The sequence below is a fragment of the Nonomuraea basaltis genome (assembly GCF_005893125.1).
Lineage (GTDB): Bacteria > Actinomycetota > Actinomycetes > Streptosporangiales > Streptosporangiaceae > Nonomuraea > Nonomuraea basaltis.
Map to the genome: position 1 here is coordinate 1 of NZ_VCJS01000060.1, position 20,022 is coordinate 20,022.

Below are 20,022 nucleotides of genomic sequence, written 5' to 3' on the forward strand. Positions count from 1 at the left end.
CCTCGACGTTGGCGAAGTCCTCGACGCCGGCGTCGGAGCCGGCGGCGCGGGCGACGGCCTGGGCGATCGGGTGCTCGGAGGCATGCTCCAGCGCACCCGCCAGCCTGAGCACCTCCTCCCGGCTTTCGCCCTCGGCCACGTGCACCTCGACCAGGGTCATCTTCCCCTCGGTGACCGTGCCGGTCTTGTCCAGCACCACCGTGTCGATCTTCCGGGTCGACTCCAGCACCTCCGGACCCTTGATCAAGATGCCCAGCTGCGCCCCCCTGCCGGTGCCGACCAGCAACGCGGTCGGCGTGGCCAGACCCAGCGCACACGGGCAAGCAATGATCAGCACCGCCACCGCGGCCGTGAACGCGGCCCCCACACCATCACCGGTGCCGAGCCAAAAGCCCAGCGTGCCGAGCGCCAACGCGATCACGATCGGCACGAAAATCCCGGAGATCCGGTCGGCCAGCCGCTGCACCGCGGCCTTGCCGGTCTGCGCCTCCTCCACCAGCCTGGCCATCTGCGCCAATTGGGTGTCGGCGCCCACCCGGGTCGCCCGGACGATCAACCGGCCGCCCGCGTTCACCGTCGCGCCGGCCACCCCATCCCCCGGCCGCACCTCGACCGGCACCGACTCGCCGGTCAACATCGAGGCATCGACCGCCGAGGCACCTTCCTCGACCACCCCGTCAGTGGCGATCTTCTCACCAGGACGGACCACGAACCGGTCCCCGGCTGACAGCTCCTCGACCGGCACCCGCCGGCCGTCGGCCAACTCCACATCCTTGGAGCCCAGCTCCAGCAGAGCTCGCAACGCCGCACCCGCCCGCCGCTTGGAACGCGCCTCGAAATAGCGCCCCGCCAGGATGAACGCGGTCACCCCAGCGGCAGCCTCCAGATAGATGTTGCCGGAGCCGTCACTGCGTTCGATGGTGAACGCGAACGGGTGCGTCATCCCGGGCGTGCCGGCAGTGCCGAAGAACAGCGCCCACAGCGACCAGCCCAGCGCGGCAATGGTGCCGATCGAGATCAGCGTGTCCATCGTCGCGGCGCCGTGCCGCAGATTCGTCCAGGCCGCCTTGTGGAACGGCCAGCCCGCGTACACCACCACCGGCGCCGCCAGCGACAGCGACAACCACTGCCAGGAGGTGAACTGCAACGGCGGGATCATCGCCATCGCGATCACCGGCACGGCCAGCACCACAGACGTGATCAAGCGTTGGCGCAGCGGCCGGAGCTCGTCCCCGGGCTCCTGCCCGCCCGTTTCCCCCTTCGGCGGGGCGGGCAGGGCGGCGCTGTAGCCGGCCTTCTCCACCTCGGCGATGAGCTGCTGCGGGTCGACCCCTTCGGGGAAGGTGACCTTCGCCTTCTCCGTGGCGTAGTTGACCGTCGCGGTCACGCCGTCCATCTTGTTGAGCTTGCGCTCGATGCGGTTGGCGCAGGACGCGCAGGTCATACCGCCGATCGAGAGCTCGACCGCGTTCTGCCGGTCATCGGTGACCGAGGACATCAGCGTTCTCCTTTCTCTCGCTCAGTGGCTGTGGTCGTCGCCATGCCCGCTTGATGTGGGCGTGGATGTGGATGTTGTCGTGGGCGCGGGATCCACGTCCGTCCTCTGTCCGGCGCCGAGGGTGAAGTCGGCGGTACGGACCTTGCCCTCGTGCTGGAAGTCGAGGAAGAGCCGGTAGTCGCCGACGCTGGGCACCTCGGCATAGAAGACGATCTCGGGCCCGGCCTTGGTGGTGCCGTCGCCTGGCTCGCCGTCCGGGTGGACGTGCAGGTAGGCCAGGTCTCTGGCGCGCAGGGCCACCAAGTGGCCGTAGGCGCCGAGGTAGGGCTGCAGGTCGGTGACCGGCTTGCCGTCATTGCTCACCTTGAGGGTGAGCTTGCTGGACTGCCCGGGCGTCAGCTCGCCGTCCAGGGTGACGGTGTAGCCGTCGACCGTCGCGGTACGGCTGGCCTGCGGAAGCGCCTGCGACTTGTAGTCGCCTGCCACGGACAGGTCGGCGCCCAGGGTCAGGGCGCTGCCACCGGTGGGCGCGAAGTCGGCGAAGGCACGGTACGCCCCGGCACCCGGCAGCGTCAGCTTGACCGACCAGACGCCGTCGGGCGTCATCTCGGGGTGCACGTGCTGGAAACTGCCGAGGTCGCGGGAGACGACGATGAAGTGCAATTTCTTGTCGTGCTCGATCTCGTAGTCAGTGACCGGCTTGTTGTCGGGGCCCGTGACGGTGAAGCGGAAGTCGGTCGGCTCGCCGGGCTTGATCGCGTCGGTGAGCGGGTTGAGGGTATAACCGTTCTCGGACACTTGAAGCCCTCCGGGGGTATCGCTCTTCGCCTGCTCGGTGGCGTGCTCCCCGTGTCCCGCGCCCGCCTCCGGCGTCGCCATCGTCGCCATCGCGGCGTGGTCCTGTGCCGGGGGCGTCCCGACCGGTCCCACCGCGTTGCCCACTCCTAAGGCGCCGCCGAAGACGACGGCCAATCCCAGGACGTAGGAGCCGAGCTTGGCCGCGGTGTTCACGGGTTCGCCACCTCGTATCCGGCCTCCTCGACCGCGGCGACGATCTTCACCGTGTCGATGGGGGCGTCGCTGTCCACGGTCAGCAGTCCGGTGGCCAGGTCCACCTCGACGCCCGTGACGCCGGCCACTTCGCTGACCTCTTCCTTGACCGAGCTGACGCAGTGACCGCAGGTCATGCCCTTGACGGTGTAGGTGGCGGTGCTCATATCGATCTCTCCTTCAATACGGGTCAATGCGATCAGGAACGGACGAGTCTGGCGATGGCGTCGGAGGCTTCCTTGATCTTCGCGTCCGCCTCCGGGCCGCCCTTCAGGGTGGCCTCCGCGACGCAGTGGGCCAGGTGCTCTTCGAGGAGCGACAGGGAGAACGACCGCAGCGCGCTGGTCGCCGCCGACACCTGAGTCAGGATGTCGATGCAGTACTTGTCGTCGTCGACCATGCGCTGCAGGCCACGGATCTGGCCTTCGATGCGGCGCAGTCTCACCGCATGGTCCTGCTTGGTGCTGGTGTATCCGGGCATGTCGGTCCTCCCTCGGGTTCGTCACCCAGAACAACACTATACCCCCCTATGGTATTCCTGGAAAGCCGAGTACGTTCGGGCAGCTTGTCCGACGCTGCCGGCACCCCGGAACGCAGCCATCCATCGCGAATCCGAGGAGTTCGACATGCCACACGTGATCCGCAGACCAGGCGTGCTCGGCGGGACATCACTCGCCGTCTTTCTCGCCACCGTCCACTTCGTCAACGACGCGATCACCGCGATGCTGGGCGCCCTGCTGCCGACGTTGCAAGCGCGATTCCAACTCGGGCCGACGTTGCTGGCCCTGATCGTCGCCGTCTACTCGATCTCATCATCGGTCACCCAACCCTTCTTCGGCGCGGTAGCGGAAGATCGCAGCTTGCGCCTGGCAGGGGCGACGGGCGTGCTGCTGGCCTCGTTGTCCCTCAGCCTGATCGGTGTCGCGCCCGCCCTGGTGGCCGTTTTCGCCCTCCTGGTCATCGGCGGCATGGGCTCGGCCGCACTGCATCCCGTCGGCACGGCGATCGCGGGCGGCCCCACCACGCCGAACAGGGTGCTCGGCGTGGGGTTGTTCACGGCCGGCGGGATGATCGGGTTCGCCCTGGGCCCGGTGCTGATCCTCTCCATGGTGTCGGCGTACGGCGTGGCCGTCACCCCATGGCTGATGGCGCCGGGCATCCTGCTCGCCGTCCTGATCTTCGCTCTGCTGCCCGACTGGGAACCGCATGGCCACCGGCCCCTGCGGACACTGTTTCAGCTCCGATTGCTGCGCGGACCCATCGGCGGGCTCACGGTCGCCTCCAGCCTGGCGAGCGTCGCCTTCGTCACCTTCACCAGTTCGCTGCCCCTCTGGCTGGTACGCGAACACGGCCTGGCGACCGACGACGCGTTGATCGGATGGACACTGGCCGCGTTCTCACTGGCAGCGGGGGTGGGCTCGGTGCTCGGCGGCATGCTCGCGCCACGCCTCGGCCGCCGCACGACGCTGGTCGGCTCCCTGGTCGCCGCGGGAACCCTGCGCTCCCACACGTCCGTACCCGCCGAAGAAGTCCCCGCCTCCCGCGGCTGACACTCCACACGCAAAAGGAGAACCCCCATGTCCACACCCATCCTCATCGCCTACGACGGCACCCCAGGCGCCCGGCACGCCATCCAAGAGACCGCACGGCTGTTCCCCGCCGCCCCCGCAGTAGTCCTGTACGCCCGCCGGCCGCTGGAGAGCCTCGCCGCCCACCTCGAAGGCCACCCCGCCCTGAAACACCTGCGCGACATCGACGCCAACACCCACGACGCCTCCGAGCGACTGGCCACCGAAGGCGCCCAGCACGCCCGCACTCTCGGACTGAAGGCCGAGCCACACGTCGCCTCCGTCCCCGAGGAGGTCGTCGCCGACGCCATCGCGGACGTCGCCGAGCAGCTCGACGCCTCACTGATCGTCCTGGGCTCCCGCGGACGGCACGGACTACGAGCGATGCTGTCCGGCAGCACCTCCACCCGCGTCATGCACACCACCGGACGACCCACACTCATCATCCCGTCCAAGCCACTCACGGCCGCCCGCCGCGCCGATCGCTGAGGCGGCGTGCCCCCGGCTCCGATACTCTCGCGGAACCAGGTGCATGCGGCGTCGGCAAGATGACGGACCATGCCCAGCAGGGACTGCTTGGAGAGCACAAGCGGTTGTTCGGACAATCGAGCCATGCTTCGCCGAAGCGCCATACATGGAACCAGAACAGCGGCGGTCAGGCACCGCCAGCCGGCCCTCCTGGATGTCCGGATCCGTGGAATAGGTGTCCTTGTGGCCGTCCGTCGTGCGCCGAGAGACTGGCCCCGTGACGATGACTGGGTCCGGCGAAGTGATCTTCGCTGTGTCCGACGGGGTGTTGCTGCTCGATGTGGCGGGCCCGGTTCAGGTCTTCAACGATGCCGGTGGATATCGGGTGCGGTTGGCTTCGCTGGACGGGCGACCCGTTCGCACCGATGTCGGTATCTCGCTGAGTGTGGATCTCGCGCTGTCGGATCCGAACCTCACTGTGGACACGTTGGTCGTGCCGGGCTACCCGAGGAGCGCGTTCGCGACCCTCGCGCCCGCGCTGGTCGACGGTCTGCGGCAGGTGGCGCCTCGTGCCCGGCGGGTGGTCTCGGTCTGCACCGGCGCTTTCCTGCTCGCCGAAGCCGGTCTGCTCAACGGCCGGCGGGCCACGACGCATTGGGAGGCGTGCGACGCGTTCGCGGCACGGTTCCCCGATGTCACGGTGGAGCCGGACGCCATCTACGTGCGGGACGGTCCGATCGTCACCTCAGCGGGCGCCTCCGCCGGGATCGATCTCGCGCTGGCGCTCGTCGGAGAGGACCATGGCGAGGGCCGGGCCCGCTCGGTCGCCAAGCACCTCGTCGTGTTTCTGCAACGTCCGGGCGGTCAGTCCCAGTTCGCCGATCGCGGCGCCGTTCCCGCGCCCCGCAACGCCACCGTACGCCGGGCGCTCGATCTCGTCGCGGCAAACCCGTCCGGAGACCACCGCCTCACCACGATGGCCGCCAACCTCGCCATCAGCGAGCGTCACCTGACCCGCCTGTTCCGCCGCGAACTCGGCTTGACGCCCGCCCAGTTCGTCGAGCGGCTTCGCGTCGAAGCGGCGCAGGCACGGCTGGAGTCCGGCGACACCCCCATGCCCGAAGTCGCCAAGGCATGCTGGCTTCGGCTCACAGGAGACGATGCGCAAAGCGTTCCTGCGGGTGCTCGGCGTCGCGCCATCGGCGTACCGGCACCGGTTCCGGCTGTCCAGCCACAGGCCCACACCAGATCGTCAAGACGAAGGAATGTGATCATGCCTTTCCCCGTGTCCCGCCGCGCCGTGCTCACGACCGGTCTGGCCGGCACCGCAGCCGTACTGAGCGGCTCACCGTCCGCCGCCCGCGCCCACGCGGCCACGCCGGGCGGCCCCGACCTGTCGTTACCGTCCACCCGGCTCGCCCGCGAGGCCCTTCGGCTGGTCAACCGCAACCAGGAGCCCTACCTGCGCAACCACAGTCTGCGCAGCTTCCTGTTCGCCCGGGCGGCAGCCGAGCAGGCGGGGCAACGGCCGGGCCGGGACTACGACGTCGAGGTGGCCTTCCTGATCTGTGTCCTCCATGATATGGGGCTGACCACCGCGGCCGCCGGCGGCAACCAGCGGTTCGAGGTCGCCGGAGCCGACTTCGCCGCACGCTTCCTCGAGGAACGCGGCATGACCGACGGCCGCGTGGACACCATCTGGGACGGCATCGCCTTGCATACGACGTACACCATCAGCCGTTCACCGGTGTACCAGCGCCGCCGCCCGCCGGAGGTCATCATCACCACGAACGGGATCGGCCTCGACCTGTTCGGCCGGCCCGAAGACCTTCCACCCGGCTACGCCGACCGTGTGCACGCCGCCTACCCCCGCCTTGGCGGTGGCCGCGCGCTGACCGACGCGATCGTCGCCCACGCGATGTCCGACCCGCGCCAAGCCCCGCCGATGACCTTGCCCGGCGAGATCCTGCACCAGCGGCACCCATCTTTGCCGTACGAGACCTGGGACATGACGCTGGACTCCGGCGGCTGGGGCGACTAACGGACGGCAAACCTGTGGTGACCGCGATGCCGGGTGCCGCTTGAGTGTCCCAGCCCTGTGTCCGTCGCCCGGCCGACAACCGATACCCCTATGGGATCTCCTGAGGCTCAAGACCTATGAGGAGATTGAAGGCGCCGGTCAACAGGTTCAGCGAGACCAGACCGACGATCTCGGCTATCACCCGGTCGCTCCATCCAAGGGCACGCACCTCGGCCACATCCTCATCTGTGATGGATGAAGGTTCAGCCAGCACGCGGACGGCCAAGGCGATCAAGGCAGCCTCACGTGCATCGGTGGAAGTACCCTGTCGCGCCAGCGCGATGTCGGCTTCGCTCAGGCCCGCCGCCTGCGCGGCTTCGGTGTGCGCCGACAGGCACATCGCGCACCCGATCCACTCCTGTACGGCCAGGGAGATCTTCTCGCTCAGTGAGCGTGGGATCTTCACCCGCTTCATCGCACGAGAGAAGTCCAAGTAGCCCTGAAGCAGGGCGGGCGAGTGGGCCATCGTGGACACCATGTCGCCTACCCCACCGTGCCGGGCGACGATGTCACTCAGTAGCTCGCGGGACTTTTCGGGGGCGTCGGCCGGATCGAGCGCTTGAAGGCGTCTCATGAATTCCTCCTCGTTTCCGATCAACAATATACCCTGTGGGGGTATTTCCGCTATGGCGCTGGCGTTCCTTGGCCCGCTGGACGGCGCACCCACGATGTTCCGCGCTTGCGGTGTCTGGGCGGTGCCGGTCAGAACGCTGAACCCGGTGGGGCCGCCACGAGGATGGCCGAGCGGCAACACCCGGGCGCGCCCAGCACGGCCTCTTGGGCTGGCTCTTGCCCGGAGCAGCGGCAATCCAGCGCCCTTGCCGCCGCGCGTTGGCCAAGCGTCGGCTATAGGGGCTGCCTTGACTAAGGGAGCCGCCCTTGGAGCAGGGCGCGTGGGATCGCGACCTCTGAAGCGAGGCACCGGCATCGGCGGCGGTCGACCGATGCCATGAGTGAGGTCGTCAGTGATGGTAGGCGTGAATCACGGCGTGTCCCTTGCCCCGCCCGATGATCCACTTGTTGATCGGCCACGTGACGAGGAATGCGACCAGCAGTGCAAAGGCCAGCGCGCCCCAGAACAGCACCGACGCGAGACCGACATCCATGGCACCCGGAACGATCAGCATGACGCCGTTGTCGACGATCTCCATGACGAGGATCGACAGGGTGTCGGCCGCCAGCGCGAGCCGCAGCGCCGCACGCCAGCCCACGCCGGCTCGGAACAGGCCGCGCAACGTGAGCGCGTACCCGAAGAAGAACGCCAGGACGACGGCCAGGATGATGCTGGGGACGTCGGCCCAGCCCAGCGCAGTGGCGATCACCATGCCGAGCACCTCGCCTATGGCGCAGCCGGTGAGGCAGTGCAGCGTCGCCGACGCGGCCACTCCCCAGGTCGCCTTCTGCTGACGGCGAGCACCGGTGCGACCAGGTAGGGGGTGGCGGGCGGTGAGCCCGGAGAGCCGCCGTGAAGGCCACCGGTGTATGGGGGCCGGTGCTACTGCCGCTAGTAGACATCGGCTTCCCTGGAGCGAATTGCCGTGATCGAGCCAATCACTCCTTCCACTTCTGTACCATTTCGCCCAGGTTTGAAGACTTACGAGGAGGCATCGTAGTGGTCGTGTTGACAAGGCTTGGCCGAACAGCGTTGGCCGCAGCGCTCGCCTTGATCGCACTGACCTCGAACGCCCATGCGGAGCCGTCACCCGTCAAGGCCAGGGCCAAACTGGTGAAGCTGAACGAAAAGGCCGACCAACTCGTCGAGCAGTACAACCAGGCCGCGGAGACGTACAAGAAGGCCAAGAAGAAGTACGACACCCTCAACGCCGAGTACGGTCGCAAGGGCGCGCAGGCCGACGCCCTGCGCAGGGACCTCGTCACGGTGGTGGTCAACGACTACCAGTTCGGCCCGTCGATGGGCTGGCAGCGGTTCGCCGCCCAGGGCAGCCCTGAGCAGATCCTTGCCGGCATGGCCACCGTCCAGCAGATCGCGCAGGACAGGGCGGAAAAGGTACGGGCCTTCGAGGCGGCGACCAAGGAACTCCGCGAGCGGCGGGAAGAAGCCCAGAAGACCCTGGCCGAGGCCGAAACCGCGCGCGCCACGGTGGGCGACCAGAAAACCAAGGTCGACAAGATGGTCAAGGAGCAGACCAAGCTCCTGCGCAGGCTGGGCGCCTTCAAGGCCGGTGACCCCACCAGCCCCGGCATCCAGTACACCGGCCCGGCCTCCGGCAACGCCCGCTCCGCACTGGAGTTCGCCTTCGCCCAGATCGGAAAGCCCTACCGGTACGGCGGCACCGGACCGGGCTCCTTCGACTGCTCCGGCCTGACCCAGGCCGCCTGGCGCACCGCAGGGGTCGAACTGTCCCGCACGACCTACACACAATGGGCGTGGGGCGCCAGCCGCCGCGTCTCGCTGGATGCTCTCCAGCCTGGAGACCTGTTGTTCAGCAAAGGGCTCGGACACATGGGCATGTACGCCGGAAACGGCAAGATGGTGCACGCGCCCCAGACCGGCGACGTCATCAAGGTGTCCGACCTCGACGACTACTGGCGCAACCGCCTACTCGGCGCAGTCCGCCCATGACACCGCCGGCGAGCCGGTCCCACTGCGATCATGACCGTGGATGTGGGCGGCAGCAGAAGGGTCGACAGGCTCCGTATCGTCACGCCCGGGCCAGCGACGCCCGCACCCACCGACACGGAACCACCCAAGTTCACCTACAGGGTCCAACCAGCAGGTCCACCTGGTACGCGAGCAGGTCTCAACAGGCACCGGGCCGTTGTCAGGTGCTCGCTCGGCGGTGGCGTGCTGGGCGCTTCTGCGCTGGCTCGTGGCGCACGTCTTCCCCATAGCGGGGCTGAGGCGCAGCGAAGCTGTCATCCATGTCGTCCAAGCGGGTGAAGAAGTCGTCGTCTCCGTCGTCCAGGCGGCTGAAGAAACCCTTCCCCTCGTCGTCGTGTTCTGCCGTCCCGGTGTGGCGGGTGGAGCGGGAGGCGGACAGGGCAGCCAAAGCAGTGGTGATGGGCACGCGCAACACGATCACGTCGTCGCCGGACGCGAACCGCTGCGCCCTTGGGGACGGCGGTGCCGTGCGCGTGATTGGCGCCCATCGACGTTGAAGTCCTCCTCGGCCAGACGACTAAGGACAGTAGTACATGTCGTGCGACCTGAGGCTGGCCGAAAGCCGGGGCGACCTCCGCCGATGGTCCGGCTGGGGATACTACGACATACCGTGGAGAGTTCATGGAAGTCACGAGAGGCAAACCTGGCTCGATGCGGTCGCGTACCCCATGGCAGGGGTTTCCCCAGGAAATGGGGGATGTCTTTGAGCACGCCCGAGCCCTCCTGGGACTTTCCGTGGAGCGGCACCACTACTATTTCGATCAGATAGGAGCATGCGTTCGAGGGGACAGATGGGTAAGCGAGTCGTCAGTAGGCGCCGCCGCTACGGGCGGTTGATCTTGCTTGTCCTGCTCGTTGTCGGCGTCTGCGGCATGCATACGCTGGGGCATCTAGAGTCCCACTCATCACATGGCCAGGCAGCGGTGGCATCCATGGCCGGCGCTCAGACGTCGCACTTCGTCGTGGGTAGCGCCTTCTCTCAGGGAGACCTTCCCGATCTGGATCCGAGCGCCGTGTGCCTGGCCCTGCTGCCGTCCATGCTCCTGCTGTTCCTGGCGGCACTGCGCGCGCATGCGCAGCGCCAGTGGGGGACGACGGCTGGTGCCGGGCGGCGGCACCACGGGCTGGTTGCCCGGCCACCGCCGCGGCTCATCTCCCTCCGGCTCGCTCGCCTGTCGGTGCTGCGCATATAGGCCGATCGATATCGCGATCAGCCCCATGCACACATCCGTCAAAGGGAGCCACACAACCATGTTCATGAACCGATCGATCGTCAGGCGGCTTTCGGCAGGGACGGCCGCCGGAGTTGGTGCACTCGTCTTGCTCACCGCCTGCGGTGGCGGCGACGGCTCGATGGCCGGGCACAACATGTCCACCAGCAACAGCGCTCCGGCGCCGACAACCGCCGCCACCCAAGCGTCTGCGACATTCAACGACGCGGACGTGATGTTCGCGCAGATGATGATCCCCCATCACCAGCAGGCGGTCGAGATGGCCGAGCTGGCCGAGAAGCGGGCGTCGGACAAGGAGATCAAGGAGCTGGCGGCGAAGATCAAAGCCGCCCAGGATCCGGAGATCCAAACCATGCAGGGCTGGCTGACCGAGTGGGGCAAGCCGCTGCCGTCGCCCAGTATGGATGACATGCCGGGCATGGACCACGGCATGCCCGGCATGATGTCCGAGGACGACATGAAGCAGTTGGAGGGGGCCAAGGGAGCCGCGTTCGACAAGATGTTCGTCCAGATGATGGTCGCGCACCACAACGGCGCCATTGACATGGCCAAGACCGAGCAGACGCAGGGTGCCAACCCTCAAGTCAAGGAATTGGCCAAGACGATCGAAACGTCGCAGCAGGCCGAGGTCGAGCAGATGCAGAAGATCCTCGACCGACTCTGACGACCGCCTCTCGCCGGGCGTCCGGTGCCGGACGCCCGGCTTCTTCACACGATGGGGCCGAACCGCCGGCCTGCGCGGGCGCTTCTAGCGGGCCGGTCAGGCGTCGGCCGGCGATTCTGAGATCCCCGGAGTCGCCCTCCACCAGCCGTACTTCAGATGAATCGAGCCATCAGGCTGCATGCATCCGGCGTCGGCCTCGATCACGCTCATGGGCCGGCCCGCCCACCCAAAGCTTGCCGTTTCCGTAAGAACTCTGCCTGCCGAAGACCGGCCCAGTGTCCGGTCTGATGGGTGCGGAGTGCGGGACAGCGACGGCAGGAAGAGGTCTCACGCCTGTTACCTCTCCTGCCCGTCAGACACCGGACTTCGACCAGTCATAGGTCGCGGGCGGGGTGAACGTGGAGTCGGCCGATCCGTACACGAGGGCGATCTGCGCTTTGTCCGTCAACTCCACCGTGGCGGGATCACCAGTGATTTCTTTTCCGTTCACATACGCCTTGAGCACGTTCGTGCCGTCGTTTTTCAGCCCTCCGATGCCGCGCGCGTCCAGCTGCACCTGCCAACTGGTGAAGACCTCCTTCAACGTGTAGGTCTTGTCCGTGGTCGGCGCCTCGACATGGAGGATCCCCTCCTCATCGTGGGTGTGCAGCTCCGACATGGCGCCGGCCGATTCGCTGACCCCGATGTTGCCGGGGACGGGCGTCCGCTCGCCGTTGACGAAGACATCCAGATGGGAGTGGAAGTGCTTGGCCGTACCCTCTTCACCTGCGATGCTCAGTCCCGCTGCACGCGCCCCGGCCAGCGGGTCCGCCGGCAGCGGCCACGGCGGCAGCGCCGACTCCATGGCGAGTTTGGCGGCGGCGACATCCGCGCCCCTGCTCGCGACGATGCCCCACGACAGTGCCCCCACCGCTCCTGCGCCGAGCGCGACGGAGAGGCCGATGGTGATCAGTCGGCGGCGACGCTCCCCCTGTTGCACCTTCTGACGCATGAGCGCGATGCGGTCTCTGCGCGACTGCGTCACGGAGTTAGACGACATGTCCAGCCACCTCAGGTCAGAAACAAAACAACTATCAAGAATAGTAGCTAAGAAGCATGGCGCATCGGGCACTCGCGATGCAACCGGCACCCCGAAACCCCGACAGCCCGGGGAGGCATCCATCTACAGGTGGCGATCCTAACTATGGCGACTCGTAGATCGACATCTCTTTCATTTCCGGGCAGTCCAAAAGTTACCCCTCGGGGGTACTTGACTATTAAGGGGACAAGGGAGACGGTAGGCCCAGAAAGACCGGTACCCCCCCGTGGTATGAGAGCCGCTGGACGGTACAATTTTGCCGCCTCGGGGGCCGGTGCCGACCGCGCACGAAAGGCGCTGCCATGGCGACACCGTCACGTCGAACACCTCTCCTCATCGCTCTTACGCTGGCCCTCTCCCTCGCCCCCGGCTGCGGCTCCGACCAGGAAGACGCGGACCTCCTGCAGCGCGTCAAGTCCGCAGGTGTGATCCGCGTCGCGCAGACCCAGGCCAATCCGCCGTGGAACTTCCTCGAGAACGGCAAGCCCGCGGGATACGACGTGGACGTGGCCCACGAACTGGCCAGACGGCTCGGGATCGGCCAGGTTGAATTCGTCCCCTCCAACTTCCAGAATTTCATCGCGGGCGTTCAAGCAGGTCGCTTCGACGCCGTCATCTCCGGTCAGACCATCACCGAGGAGCGCAAGAAGCAGGTCGACTTCTCCCGGCCGTACGAGGTCAACGGGATCTCGATCTTCGTGGCGAAGGATTCGGCGGCCATCGGCGGCGTGGCCGACCTCAAAGGCAGGACGATCGCGGTCACCGCGGGCACCACCCAGGCCGCCTTCGCCAAGAAGACGATCCCCGACGCCGAAATCAAGACCTACGACAACGCCACGCTCGGCCTGACGGAGGTCGGCACGGGCCGCGCCGACGCGGCGCTGGTCTCCCGCTTCCAGGGCGCGTTCCTCGCCGAGAAGAACGGCTTGGCGGTCAAACCCACGGGCCCGCTGCTGGAATCAGAGGTCAACGGCATCTCCTTCGCCAAGGGCTCCACCGCGTTCAAGCAAGCCGTGGACAAGGCGCTGGGCGACATGATCGCCGACGGCACGCTGTCGGCCATCTCCAAGAAGTGGCTCGGGGGCCTGGACATGGCCGCCGAACTCAAGGGGGTGTGATGGACCTGCTCGCCGACTTCCTGCCCGACTTGCTCCAGGGAATGGCGATCACTCTCATGCTCGGCGTGGTCTCCTTCATCACCGGCAGCATCCTCGGCGCGCTGGTCATGCTGGCGCGCATTTCGACCAGCCGGGTGCTGCGCGCACTGGCGGCCGCCTACGTGTCGGTGTTCAGGGGGACGCCGCTGCTCATCCAGATCATGATCGTCTACTTCGGGCTGCCGCAGCTCGGGCTCGAGATCCCGCCCATCCCGTCCGCGATCATCGCGTTCACCCTGTTCTCCGCCGCCTACCTGAGCGAGAACTTCCGCGCCGGGGTGCTGGGTGTGGACCGGGGACAGTGGGAGGCGGCGGCCTCCATGGCGATGCCGTACTGGAAGACGCTGCGAAGGATCGTCCTCCCGCAGGCGATCAGGATCGCCACCCCCGCCGTGGGCGGCAGATTCGTCGCGCTGATGAAGGACACCTCGCTCGCCTCCGCGGTGACGGTGGTGGAGCTGACCCGGGTGGCCGAGGGCATCGGCACCTCAACGTTCCGGTACATGGAGGCGCTGCTGCTGGTCGGTCTCCTCTACTGGCTGGTCAACACCCTGTTGCAGGTCGGGCAGCAGGCGCTGGAGAACCGGATGGGGAGGGCGTACGCATGATCAGAATCCGTGGGCTGCACAAGCGCTTCGGCGACCTGGAGGTGCTCAGGGGCGTCGACCTGGACGTGGAGCGGGGCGAGGTGGTCGTGGTCATGGGCCCTTCGGGCTCGGGCAAGACGACGCTGATCCGCTGCATGAACCTGCTGGAGGAGCCCGAGCAGGGCACGGTCAACGTGTGCGGAGCAGAGCTCGAATGCGGCAGGCGGCATCCGGCCAGGCGGGTACGCGATCTGCGCCGCCGTACCGCGATGGTCTTCCAGCAGTTCAACCTCTTCCCGCACCTGACGGCGCTGCAGAACGTCATGGAAGGCCCCGTGTCCGTACGACGCCTGCCGCGCGCGCAGGCGGCCGAGCTGGGGCGGCGACTGCTGGACAGAGTCGGCCTGACCGACAAGTGCGACTGCTATCCGGCCAAGCTGTCGGGCGGGCAGAAGCAGAGGGTCGCCATCGCCAGGGCGCTGGCCATGGAGCCCGAGGTGATCTTCTTCGACGAGCCGACGTCCGCGCTCGACCCCGAGTTGCACGCGGAGGTGCTCCAGGTGATGCGCGAACTCGCGCGGGAAGGCATGACGATGGTGGTGGTCACGCACGAGATCGCGTTCGCCAGGGACGTGGCGGACCGGGTCGTGTTCATGGACGGCGGCAGGGTGATCGAACAAGGGCCGCCGTCCAGCTTCTTCACCGCGCCTGACCACCCGCGAGTGCGTTCCTTCCTCAGCCTGGTGGCCTCATGATCGACATCGAGCGTGCTCGCGCACTCACCCCCGGCGTCCGCCACGTCGCCCATTTCAACAGCGCCGGCGCGGCGCTGCCGTCCCGCGGCGTGCTGGACACGGTCATCGGACATCTCCAGCTGGAGGCGGAGATCGGTGGATACGAGGCGGCGGCCCGCGCGGCCGACAGGCTCCAGGCGGTGTACGGCTCGGCAGCCCGCCTGCTGAACTGCTCCCCCGACGAGATCGCCCTGATGGACAGCGCCACCCGCGCTTGGGATCTGGCTTTTTACGCCATCCCCTTCCAACCGGGCGACCGCATCCTCACCAGCAGCGTCGAGTACGCCAGCAACTTCATCGCCTATCTGCAGACGGCCGAGCGCCGCGGCGTGCAGGTGGACGTGGTGCCCGATGACGGGCTCGGCCAGATCTCCGTGGACGCGCTGCGCGACATGCTCGACGACCGTGTCCGCCTGGTGTCGCTCACCCACGTCCCCACCAACGGCGGCCTGGTCAACCCGGCCGCCGAGGTGGGCAAGGCCGCGAAGGAGGCGGGCGCGCTGTTCCTGCTGGACGCCTGCCAGTCGGTGGGGCAGCTTCCGATGGACGTCGCCGAACTGGGCTGCGATCTGCTGTCCACCACGGGCCGCAAGTACCTGCGCGCCCCGCGCGGCACAGGGCTGCTCTACGTGCGGCGCGGCGTGCTCGACAGCCTCGATCCGCCATTCCTCGACCTGTACGGCGCCCGCTGGGCGGCCCCTGGGCGCTACGAGGTGCAGCCGGGCGCGCGCCGGTTCGAGACCTGGGAGTACGGCGTGGCCGCCCGGCTCGGCCTGGGCGCGGCCATCGACGAGGCACTGGGCTGGGGGCTGCCGGACATCCGCGACCGCGTCTACTCCTTGGCCGCCCTGCTGCGCGAGCGGTTGGCCGAGATCCCCGGCTGCCGGGTCCGCGACCAGGGTGCGGAGCGGTGCGGCATCGTGACGTTCACCCTGGACGGCGTGCCCGCCGACGCGATCAAGGCGAGGCTGTCGGCCCTCTCGATCAACGTCAACGTGTCACGCCCTCCGTCGACCCTGCTCGACATGACCGCCCGCGGCCTGGGCGATCTGGTCCGCGCGTCCGTCCACTACTACAACACACCGGAGGAAGTCGCTCGGCTTTGTGCTGCGCTAGAAGTCAACTGACTCATCTGTGCTGGTGGTCACGCTCCGGGCATCGGCAGCGCGAATGATCGTGACAGTGTCGGTGGAGGGGCTGGTGACGGCCACATGGCCGCTCCCGCCGGTGGCCTCGGCATTGTGGGGACCGCTTGCGACGCGGATCTTCCCGATCAAGCGCCAAGGAGGACCGCTGAGAACGGCGACGGTGCCACTGTCCTCCAACGCGGCGAAGGCCCGGTAGGTCGGCGTCCGTTGCATGCCGGCCGTCGCTTCCTTCGTTGGACCGGTCGGCGCCGGCATCGCGCCCGCCGGCGATGAATCGTCCGGCGCGCAGCCGGAGAGGAGCGCGACAGATGCCAGGACGGACCCGATGACACCTCGGAGCCGTACGAATCCCCTATCGCCACTTGCCTCCCCACGGGGCCGAACGTCAACGTCTACCGCGAGGCTTATTCTTCCGGGAAAGCCCGTTTCGCTGTGTCCGCTGCGCTGCGTTCGCGCGCCCGATCCGCACGCTCTTTCTTCAGCACAGCGCGTACGCCGAGGAGGAAAACAGCGGCGACGATCGCGGGAGGCACTAGAGCCTCGATGATCTCGTACATGGAGACCACGACCTGTGGCTGGATGTCTTACGTTCTCTGAACTGCCATGGTAGCTCCGCTTTCCGGACCTGATCGCGATCCGGCGAGACTGGGCAACGTCGATCAAGAATTTGCTGCCGATACGCATGACCCAGAGGTCGATACAGCTTCACCCCATCTACTACGATAGATAGCAGATACGAAGGTCAGGGGGTTGCGGGCGATGCGTGGTCTCGGTGAGCTGGAGTCTGCGATCATGGAGCACGTCTGGTCCTGCGACGCGCCTGTCTCAGTCCGCGACGTGCTCGATCGGCTGCGACGCGACAGGACCCTTGCGTACACCACGGTCATGACCGTCATGGACAAGCTCCACAAGAAGGGCCTCCTGCACCGCTCTCAGCATGGCCGGGCCTATCTGTACGAACCCGTCGTGAGCCACGAGGCCTACAGCGCCCAGCTCATGCAGGAAGCGCTGGCACACGGCGGGAACCAGGCGATGACGCTGGTCCACTTCCTCGAACGGCTCACCCCTGAGGAGCACGCCGCGCTGGATGCCGCCCTGCACAGGACGGCCCGGCGGTGACCGTCGCCATCGCCCTGGCGGCGTATACCGCGCTGATCGCCTTCGGACTGCCCGGCCTCATCACCCGCAGCAAGAGACTGCGTGCCGCCCCGCGCCTGTCGATCGCGACCTGGCTGGCCGGATGTGGCTCGGCGGTCGCCGCCGCAACGCTGAGCGGCCTGCAACTGGCCTTTCCGACGCACACCATCGGTGACGAGCTCGCCGCGCTGGTCACCGCGTGCACGGATATGTTGGCCGGCCATCCCCCGCCTCGCACTATGCGTCCCGTCGTCGTTCTGGCCGGCCTGGCCGTCAGCGGCCTAGCGGTGATCCGGCTCTGCTATGTGATGGCGGCCGTCCTGTGGACCGGCTGGCGGGACCGCCGGGCGCATCGCGCGGGCCTTCGGCTGGCCGGACGAGTGGACGCCCGACTGGGAGCGGTGGTGGTGCCGCATGCCGAGCCAGGGGCGTACTGCGTGCCGGGGCGCCGTCCGACGATCGTGGTGACCACGGGGGCCCTTGGCGCCCTCGATCGCCGCCAGCTGGCCGCCGTGCTCGCGCACGAGCGGGCACACGTGCGTGGTCGCCATCACCTCCTCCTGACGGCCGCTCTGGTGGCGGCGCGGGCGTTTCCTCGTCTGCCGCTGTTCCGCGAGGCCGGATCCGCCGTGCCGCACCTGGTGGAGCTGTTGGCGGACGATGTGGCGGCCCGCCGGCACGACCGGCGGGTGATCGCCTCAGCCCTGGTCACGCTCGTGCGGGCGACGACTCCGCTGACAGCGCTCGGTGCCGGCGGGGCGACGGCGGTCGCGCGGGTGATGCGGTTGCTGTCTCCTGCTCCGCCGGCTCGGTCCAGGAGCGACACCGTGGTCGGCCTCGCCTGCCTCGGCGGCCTGCTGGCCGGTCCGGCATTCGCGAGCCTCCTGCCGTCGTTGGTCACCTTCCTGCTCTCCTGCCCGGCATTCGGCTGACCCGAAGGAACATGCGTCTCACGCGAGTCGCGTGAGGATCTCCTCGAGCCGGTCGACCTCTTCCTGCTGGCCCTTCACGATGTCCCGGGCCAGTTCCTTGGCCTCGGGAGGCCTTGCTCCGCTTCTCCTACGCCCCATAGTTGCTAATGTCATGCAGTACGGTTCCAGGGCTCGTTCGCCGAGGTCGGCGGCGTAATCGGGACGTTGGTGTCAGGGTTCTTCCTGTATCTGGTCGCCGGGCTGAACCTGGTCATCTTCGCCGGGATCTGAAGGCTGTGGCGCCAGGCCCGCCAGGGCGCCTACGAGCCGGAACGGCTGGAGCGGCTGCTGACCGAGCGCGGGCTGCTCAACTGGGTCTTCAAGGGCCGCTACAACCGCATGATCAATGCCGACTGGCACGTATACCCGGTCGGCCTGCTGTTCGGGCTCGGCTTCGACACCGCCACCCAGGTCGGACTCATCGGGGTGTCGGCCGGGGCCGCCGCGGGCGGCAACCTCCCGCCCCTGGCGATCATCTCTCTCCCGTTGATCTTCGCAGCGGGGATGTCTCTGTGGGACACCTTGGATGGGGTGTTCATGTCGCGGGCGTACGGCTGGGCCTTCACCAATCCGCTCCGCAAGATCTACTACAACCTGTCCACCACGGGTCTTTCGATCTTTGTCGCCTTCGCCGTCGGGACCGTCGAGCTCCTCGGCATCCTCGCGGAGAAACTGGGGATCGACGACCGGCAACCCTGGTCGACCCTCGCTGCGGTCGATCTCAACCTGCTGGGTTACGTCATCGTGGGCGTTTTCCTGGTGACCTGGCTGGGCAGCGTGGCCTATTGGAGAATCGGCAGGCTCGAACAACGCTATGGGCGCCAGACCGCAGTGGAGCCGAACGTCGACATCCCCTAGCGCCACTCCGGTTCCGTCCGAGCGAACCGCGACACCGAGCCGATCAGCTGAAGAGGGCAGGAGGTTCTCGATGGCCGGGATCAGCCAGTACAGGCGGACGGCTGCGGCGATCACATGTGCGGCGACCGCGGTGCTGTTGGGCGTCGCGGGATGCGGTGGCGGCACGACGGGGGGCGGTTCTCCCGCGCCTCCGGCGACGACGTCGGCTCCGGGCACCTCCTCGCCCACCCAGGCGGGCACCGTGGTCGACGTGACGATGCAAGAGTTCTCCTTCGTCGTGCCCGAGCGGGAGCTCGCCGCAGGCACCTATACGTTCACGTTGGACAATGCGGGGAGCGCGCCGCACGCCATGGCCATCCGAGGCCCCGGGATCAGCGGCGAGCAACAGTCCGAGACGATCAATGGCGGAGAGAAGACCCAGTTCACGGTCACGCTTCAACCTGGAAACTATGAAGTGTGGTGCCCTGTGGGCAATCACCGGGCCCAGGGCATGGAGACCACTCTGACCGTCAAGTGACCGCCGGCAGCGAGACGTTGTCCGCCGTCAAAGTGGCGTGCCATCGAGTTCGTGTGTCCGGGAGGTGGGCATCGGACACGATCGCAGCGCGGCAAGCCGTCGCCGCAGCGCGATGACGAGGAGGGCGAGCGAGCCGATCGCGAGAACCGGTTGTACGGGTGCGAAATACGTCAAGGCTCCGGACGTGCCGAGAGCCAGCACGACGAGCTTGTTGCAGATGGGACAACCGACTGCGAATGCCGAGACTACCCCTCCGATGAGGGTTTTGGACTCCTGAGGCGCGCGCACCCGGACCGGCGCCACGTAGGTGCCGGCGATCAGCCCCGTGAGGATCGCGCTGGTCAGCCAGACCGGGTAGTTCCACCACAGGACGGGCGTCATCCTGGTGAACCACGAGGTTTCGATGATCGCCGTCGGCACACCGATCGCCATCGCAGCGACCACGGTGGCCCCGGCCGCTACAGCCCACTGCCGTCGAGTCCAATGCCGCATCATGAAGTCCGACCCATCGAGAAGATACTATGAAAGATAGTTGAGAGGCTCCTGAATGACAAGCGGACCGCCCCCGCTGCCGGGGCGCCGGCGGACCCTG

24 protein-coding genes are annotated in these 20,022 nt (G+C 67.5%); 14 read left to right on the plus strand and 10 right to left on the minus strand.

Annotated elements, in window-relative coordinates:
• From EJK15_RS26730 to EJK15_RS26745, 4 genes are all read right to left on the minus strand, one after another.
• Nucleotides 1-1,498 (minus strand): heavy metal translocating P-type ATPase (locus EJK15_RS26730; RefSeq protein WP_138713225.1); only part of this gene is annotated, 1,498 nt, incomplete at its 3' end.
• Nucleotides 1,499-1,519: 21 nt separating this feature from the next.
• Nucleotides 1,520-2,509: a hypothetical protein gene (locus EJK15_RS26735; RefSeq protein ID WP_138713226.1), complete on the minus strand. Its 990-nt coding sequence runs from the start codon at nt 2,507-2,509 to the stop codon at nt 1,520-1,522.
• The gene (locus EJK15_RS26740; RefSeq protein ID WP_138713227.1) at nt 2,506-2,715 is read right to left on the minus strand and encodes a heavy-metal-associated domain-containing protein; all 210 of its coding nucleotides are present in this window, start codon (nt 2,713-2,715) and stop codon (nt 2,506-2,508) included. The genes EJK15_RS26735 and EJK15_RS26740 overlap by 4 nt, the downstream gene beginning before the upstream one ends.
• Before the next feature lie 32 nt (nt 2,716-2,747).
• Nucleotides 2,748-3,029 (minus strand): metal-sensitive transcriptional regulator, encoded by a 282-nt coding sequence (locus tag EJK15_RS26745; protein ID WP_138713228.1) that lies wholly within the window; start codon nt 3,027-3,029, stop codon nt 2,748-2,750.
• 145 nt (nt 3,030-3,174) lie between these two features.
• Here EJK15_RS26745 and EJK15_RS26750 point away from each other — a divergent pair, with 145 nt between their 5' ends.
• The 3 genes from EJK15_RS26750 (at nt 3,175) to EJK15_RS74840 (ending at nt 6,625) form a co-directional block, all read left to right on the plus strand.
• Nucleotides 3,175-4,098 carry an MFS transporter gene (locus EJK15_RS26750; protein ID WP_171074551.1) on the plus strand — a complete coding sequence of 308 codons (924 nt, stop codon included), beginning with the start codon at nt 3,175-3,177 and terminating at the stop codon, nt 4,096-4,098.
• A 27-nt stretch (nt 4,099-4,125) separates the two neighbouring features.
• Nucleotides 4,126-4,605, plus strand: coding sequence for a universal stress protein (locus EJK15_RS26755; protein WP_138713230.1), 480 nt, complete (start codon nt 4,126-4,128; stop codon nt 4,603-4,605).
• A 262-nt stretch (nt 4,606-4,867) separates the two neighbouring features.
• Nucleotides 4,868-6,625, plus strand: coding sequence for a DJ-1/PfpI family protein (locus tag EJK15_RS74840; RefSeq protein WP_240777241.1), 1,758 nt, complete (start codon nt 4,868-4,870; stop codon nt 6,623-6,625).
• A gap of 88 nt (nt 6,626-6,713) precedes the next feature.
• On the opposite strand, the gene EJK15_RS26770 is transcribed toward EJK15_RS74840, so the two are convergent.
• A complete protein-coding gene (locus EJK15_RS26770; RefSeq protein WP_138713232.1) occupies nt 6,714-7,238 on the minus strand; it encodes a carboxymuconolactone decarboxylase family protein in 525 nt (174 codons plus the stop codon).
• A 388-nt stretch (nt 7,239-7,626) separates the two neighbouring features.
• A complete protein-coding gene (locus EJK15_RS26775) occupies nt 7,627-8,049 on the minus strand; it encodes a DUF4396 domain-containing protein (protein WP_240777233.1) in 423 nt (140 codons plus the stop codon).
• Nucleotides 8,050-8,282: 233 nt separating this feature from the next.
• Here EJK15_RS26775 and EJK15_RS26780 point away from each other — a divergent pair, with 233 nt between their 5' ends.
• Nucleotides 8,283-9,248 carry a C40 family peptidase gene (locus tag EJK15_RS26780; protein ID WP_240777234.1) on the plus strand — a complete coding sequence of 322 codons (966 nt, stop codon included), beginning with the start codon at nt 8,283-8,285 and terminating at the stop codon, nt 9,246-9,248.
• Between the two features lie 199 nt (nt 9,249-9,447).
• On the opposite strand, the gene EJK15_RS26785 is transcribed toward EJK15_RS26780, so the two are convergent.
• Entirely contained in the window at nt 9,448-9,693 is a 246-nt protein-coding gene (locus EJK15_RS26785) for a hypothetical protein (protein ID WP_138713233.1), read from the minus strand.
• Between the two features lie 526 nt (nt 9,694-10,219).
• Here EJK15_RS26785 and EJK15_RS77185 point away from each other — a divergent pair.
• Nucleotides 10,220-10,480 (plus strand): hypothetical protein, encoded by a 261-nt coding sequence (locus EJK15_RS77185; RefSeq protein WP_138713234.1) that lies wholly within the window; start codon nt 10,220-10,222, stop codon nt 10,478-10,480.
• A gap of 25 nt (nt 10,481-10,505) precedes the next feature.
• On the plus strand, nt 10,506-11,183 hold the full coding sequence (locus EJK15_RS26795; protein WP_240777235.1) for a DUF305 domain-containing protein: 678 nt from the start codon (nt 10,506-10,508) through the stop codon (nt 11,181-11,183).
• A 352-nt stretch (nt 11,184-11,535) separates the two neighbouring features.
• Here the strand turns inward: EJK15_RS26795 and EJK15_RS26800 are convergent, their stop codons facing one another.
• The gene (locus EJK15_RS26800; RefSeq protein ID WP_240777236.1) at nt 11,536-12,222 is read right to left on the minus strand and encodes a hypothetical protein; all 687 of its coding nucleotides are present in this window, start codon (nt 12,220-12,222) and stop codon (nt 11,536-11,538) included.
• A 341-nt stretch (nt 12,223-12,563) separates the two neighbouring features.
• Here EJK15_RS26800 and EJK15_RS26805 point away from each other — a divergent pair, with 341 nt between their 5' ends.
• From EJK15_RS26805 to EJK15_RS26820, 4 genes are read left to right on the plus strand one after another with little or no spacing between them, the layout of a single operon-like run.
• Nucleotides 12,564-13,379 (plus strand): transporter substrate-binding domain-containing protein, encoded by an 816-nt coding sequence (locus EJK15_RS26805; RefSeq protein WP_138713235.1) that lies wholly within the window; start codon nt 12,564-12,566, stop codon nt 13,377-13,379.
• Nucleotides 13,379-14,026, plus strand: a complete 648-nt coding sequence (locus EJK15_RS26810) for an amino acid ABC transporter permease (protein ID WP_138713236.1) — start codon at nt 13,379-13,381, stop codon at nt 14,024-14,026. The genes EJK15_RS26805 and EJK15_RS26810 overlap by 1 nt, the downstream gene beginning before the upstream one ends.
• Nucleotides 14,023-14,760, plus strand: coding sequence for an amino acid ABC transporter ATP-binding protein (locus tag EJK15_RS26815; RefSeq protein ID WP_138713237.1), 738 nt, complete (start codon nt 14,023-14,025; stop codon nt 14,758-14,760). Before EJK15_RS26810 ends, EJK15_RS26815 begins: the two co-directional genes overlap by 4 nt.
• Nucleotides 14,757-15,926, plus strand: a complete 1,170-nt coding sequence (locus tag EJK15_RS26820; RefSeq protein WP_138713238.1) for an aminotransferase class V-fold PLP-dependent enzyme — start codon at nt 14,757-14,759, stop codon at nt 15,924-15,926. The genes EJK15_RS26815 and EJK15_RS26820 overlap by 4 nt, the downstream gene beginning before the upstream one ends.
• Nucleotides 15,927-16,351: 425 nt before the next feature.
• Here EJK15_RS26820 and EJK15_RS70865 read toward each other — a convergent pair whose 3' ends face one another.
• A complete protein-coding gene (locus EJK15_RS70865; protein ID WP_171074552.1) occupies nt 16,352-16,504 on the minus strand; it encodes a hypothetical protein in 153 nt (50 codons plus the stop codon).
• Nucleotides 16,505-16,706: 202 nt separating this feature from the next.
• Here EJK15_RS70865 and EJK15_RS26825 point away from each other — a divergent pair, with 202 nt between their 5' ends.
• The 4 genes from EJK15_RS26825 (at nt 16,707) to EJK15_RS26840 (ending at nt 19,430) form a co-directional block, all read left to right on the plus strand.
• On the plus strand, nt 16,707-17,066 hold the full coding sequence (locus EJK15_RS26825) for a BlaI/MecI/CopY family transcriptional regulator (protein ID WP_138713239.1): 360 nt from the start codon (nt 16,707-16,709) through the stop codon (nt 17,064-17,066).
• Nucleotides 17,063-18,016, plus strand: a complete 954-nt coding sequence (locus EJK15_RS26830) for a M56 family metallopeptidase (protein WP_138713240.1) — start codon at nt 17,063-17,065, stop codon at nt 18,014-18,016. Before EJK15_RS26825 ends, EJK15_RS26830 begins: the two co-directional genes overlap by 4 nt.
• 273 nt (nt 18,017-18,289) lie before the next feature.
• Entirely contained in the window at nt 18,290-18,913 is a 624-nt protein-coding gene (locus EJK15_RS26835; RefSeq protein ID WP_138713241.1) for a HoxN/HupN/NixA family nickel/cobalt transporter, read from the plus strand.
• A 70-nt stretch (nt 18,914-18,983) separates the two neighbouring features.
• Entirely contained in the window at nt 18,984-19,430 is a 447-nt protein-coding gene (locus EJK15_RS26840; protein WP_171074553.1) for a cupredoxin domain-containing protein, read from the plus strand.
• A gap of 27 nt (nt 19,431-19,457) precedes the next feature.
• Here EJK15_RS26840 and EJK15_RS26845 read toward each other — a convergent pair whose 3' ends face one another.
• Nucleotides 19,458-19,862 (minus strand): hypothetical protein, encoded by a 405-nt coding sequence (locus tag EJK15_RS26845; protein WP_240777237.1) that lies wholly within the window; start codon nt 19,860-19,862, stop codon nt 19,458-19,460.
• Between the last annotated feature and the right edge of the window lie 160 nt (nt 19,863-20,022).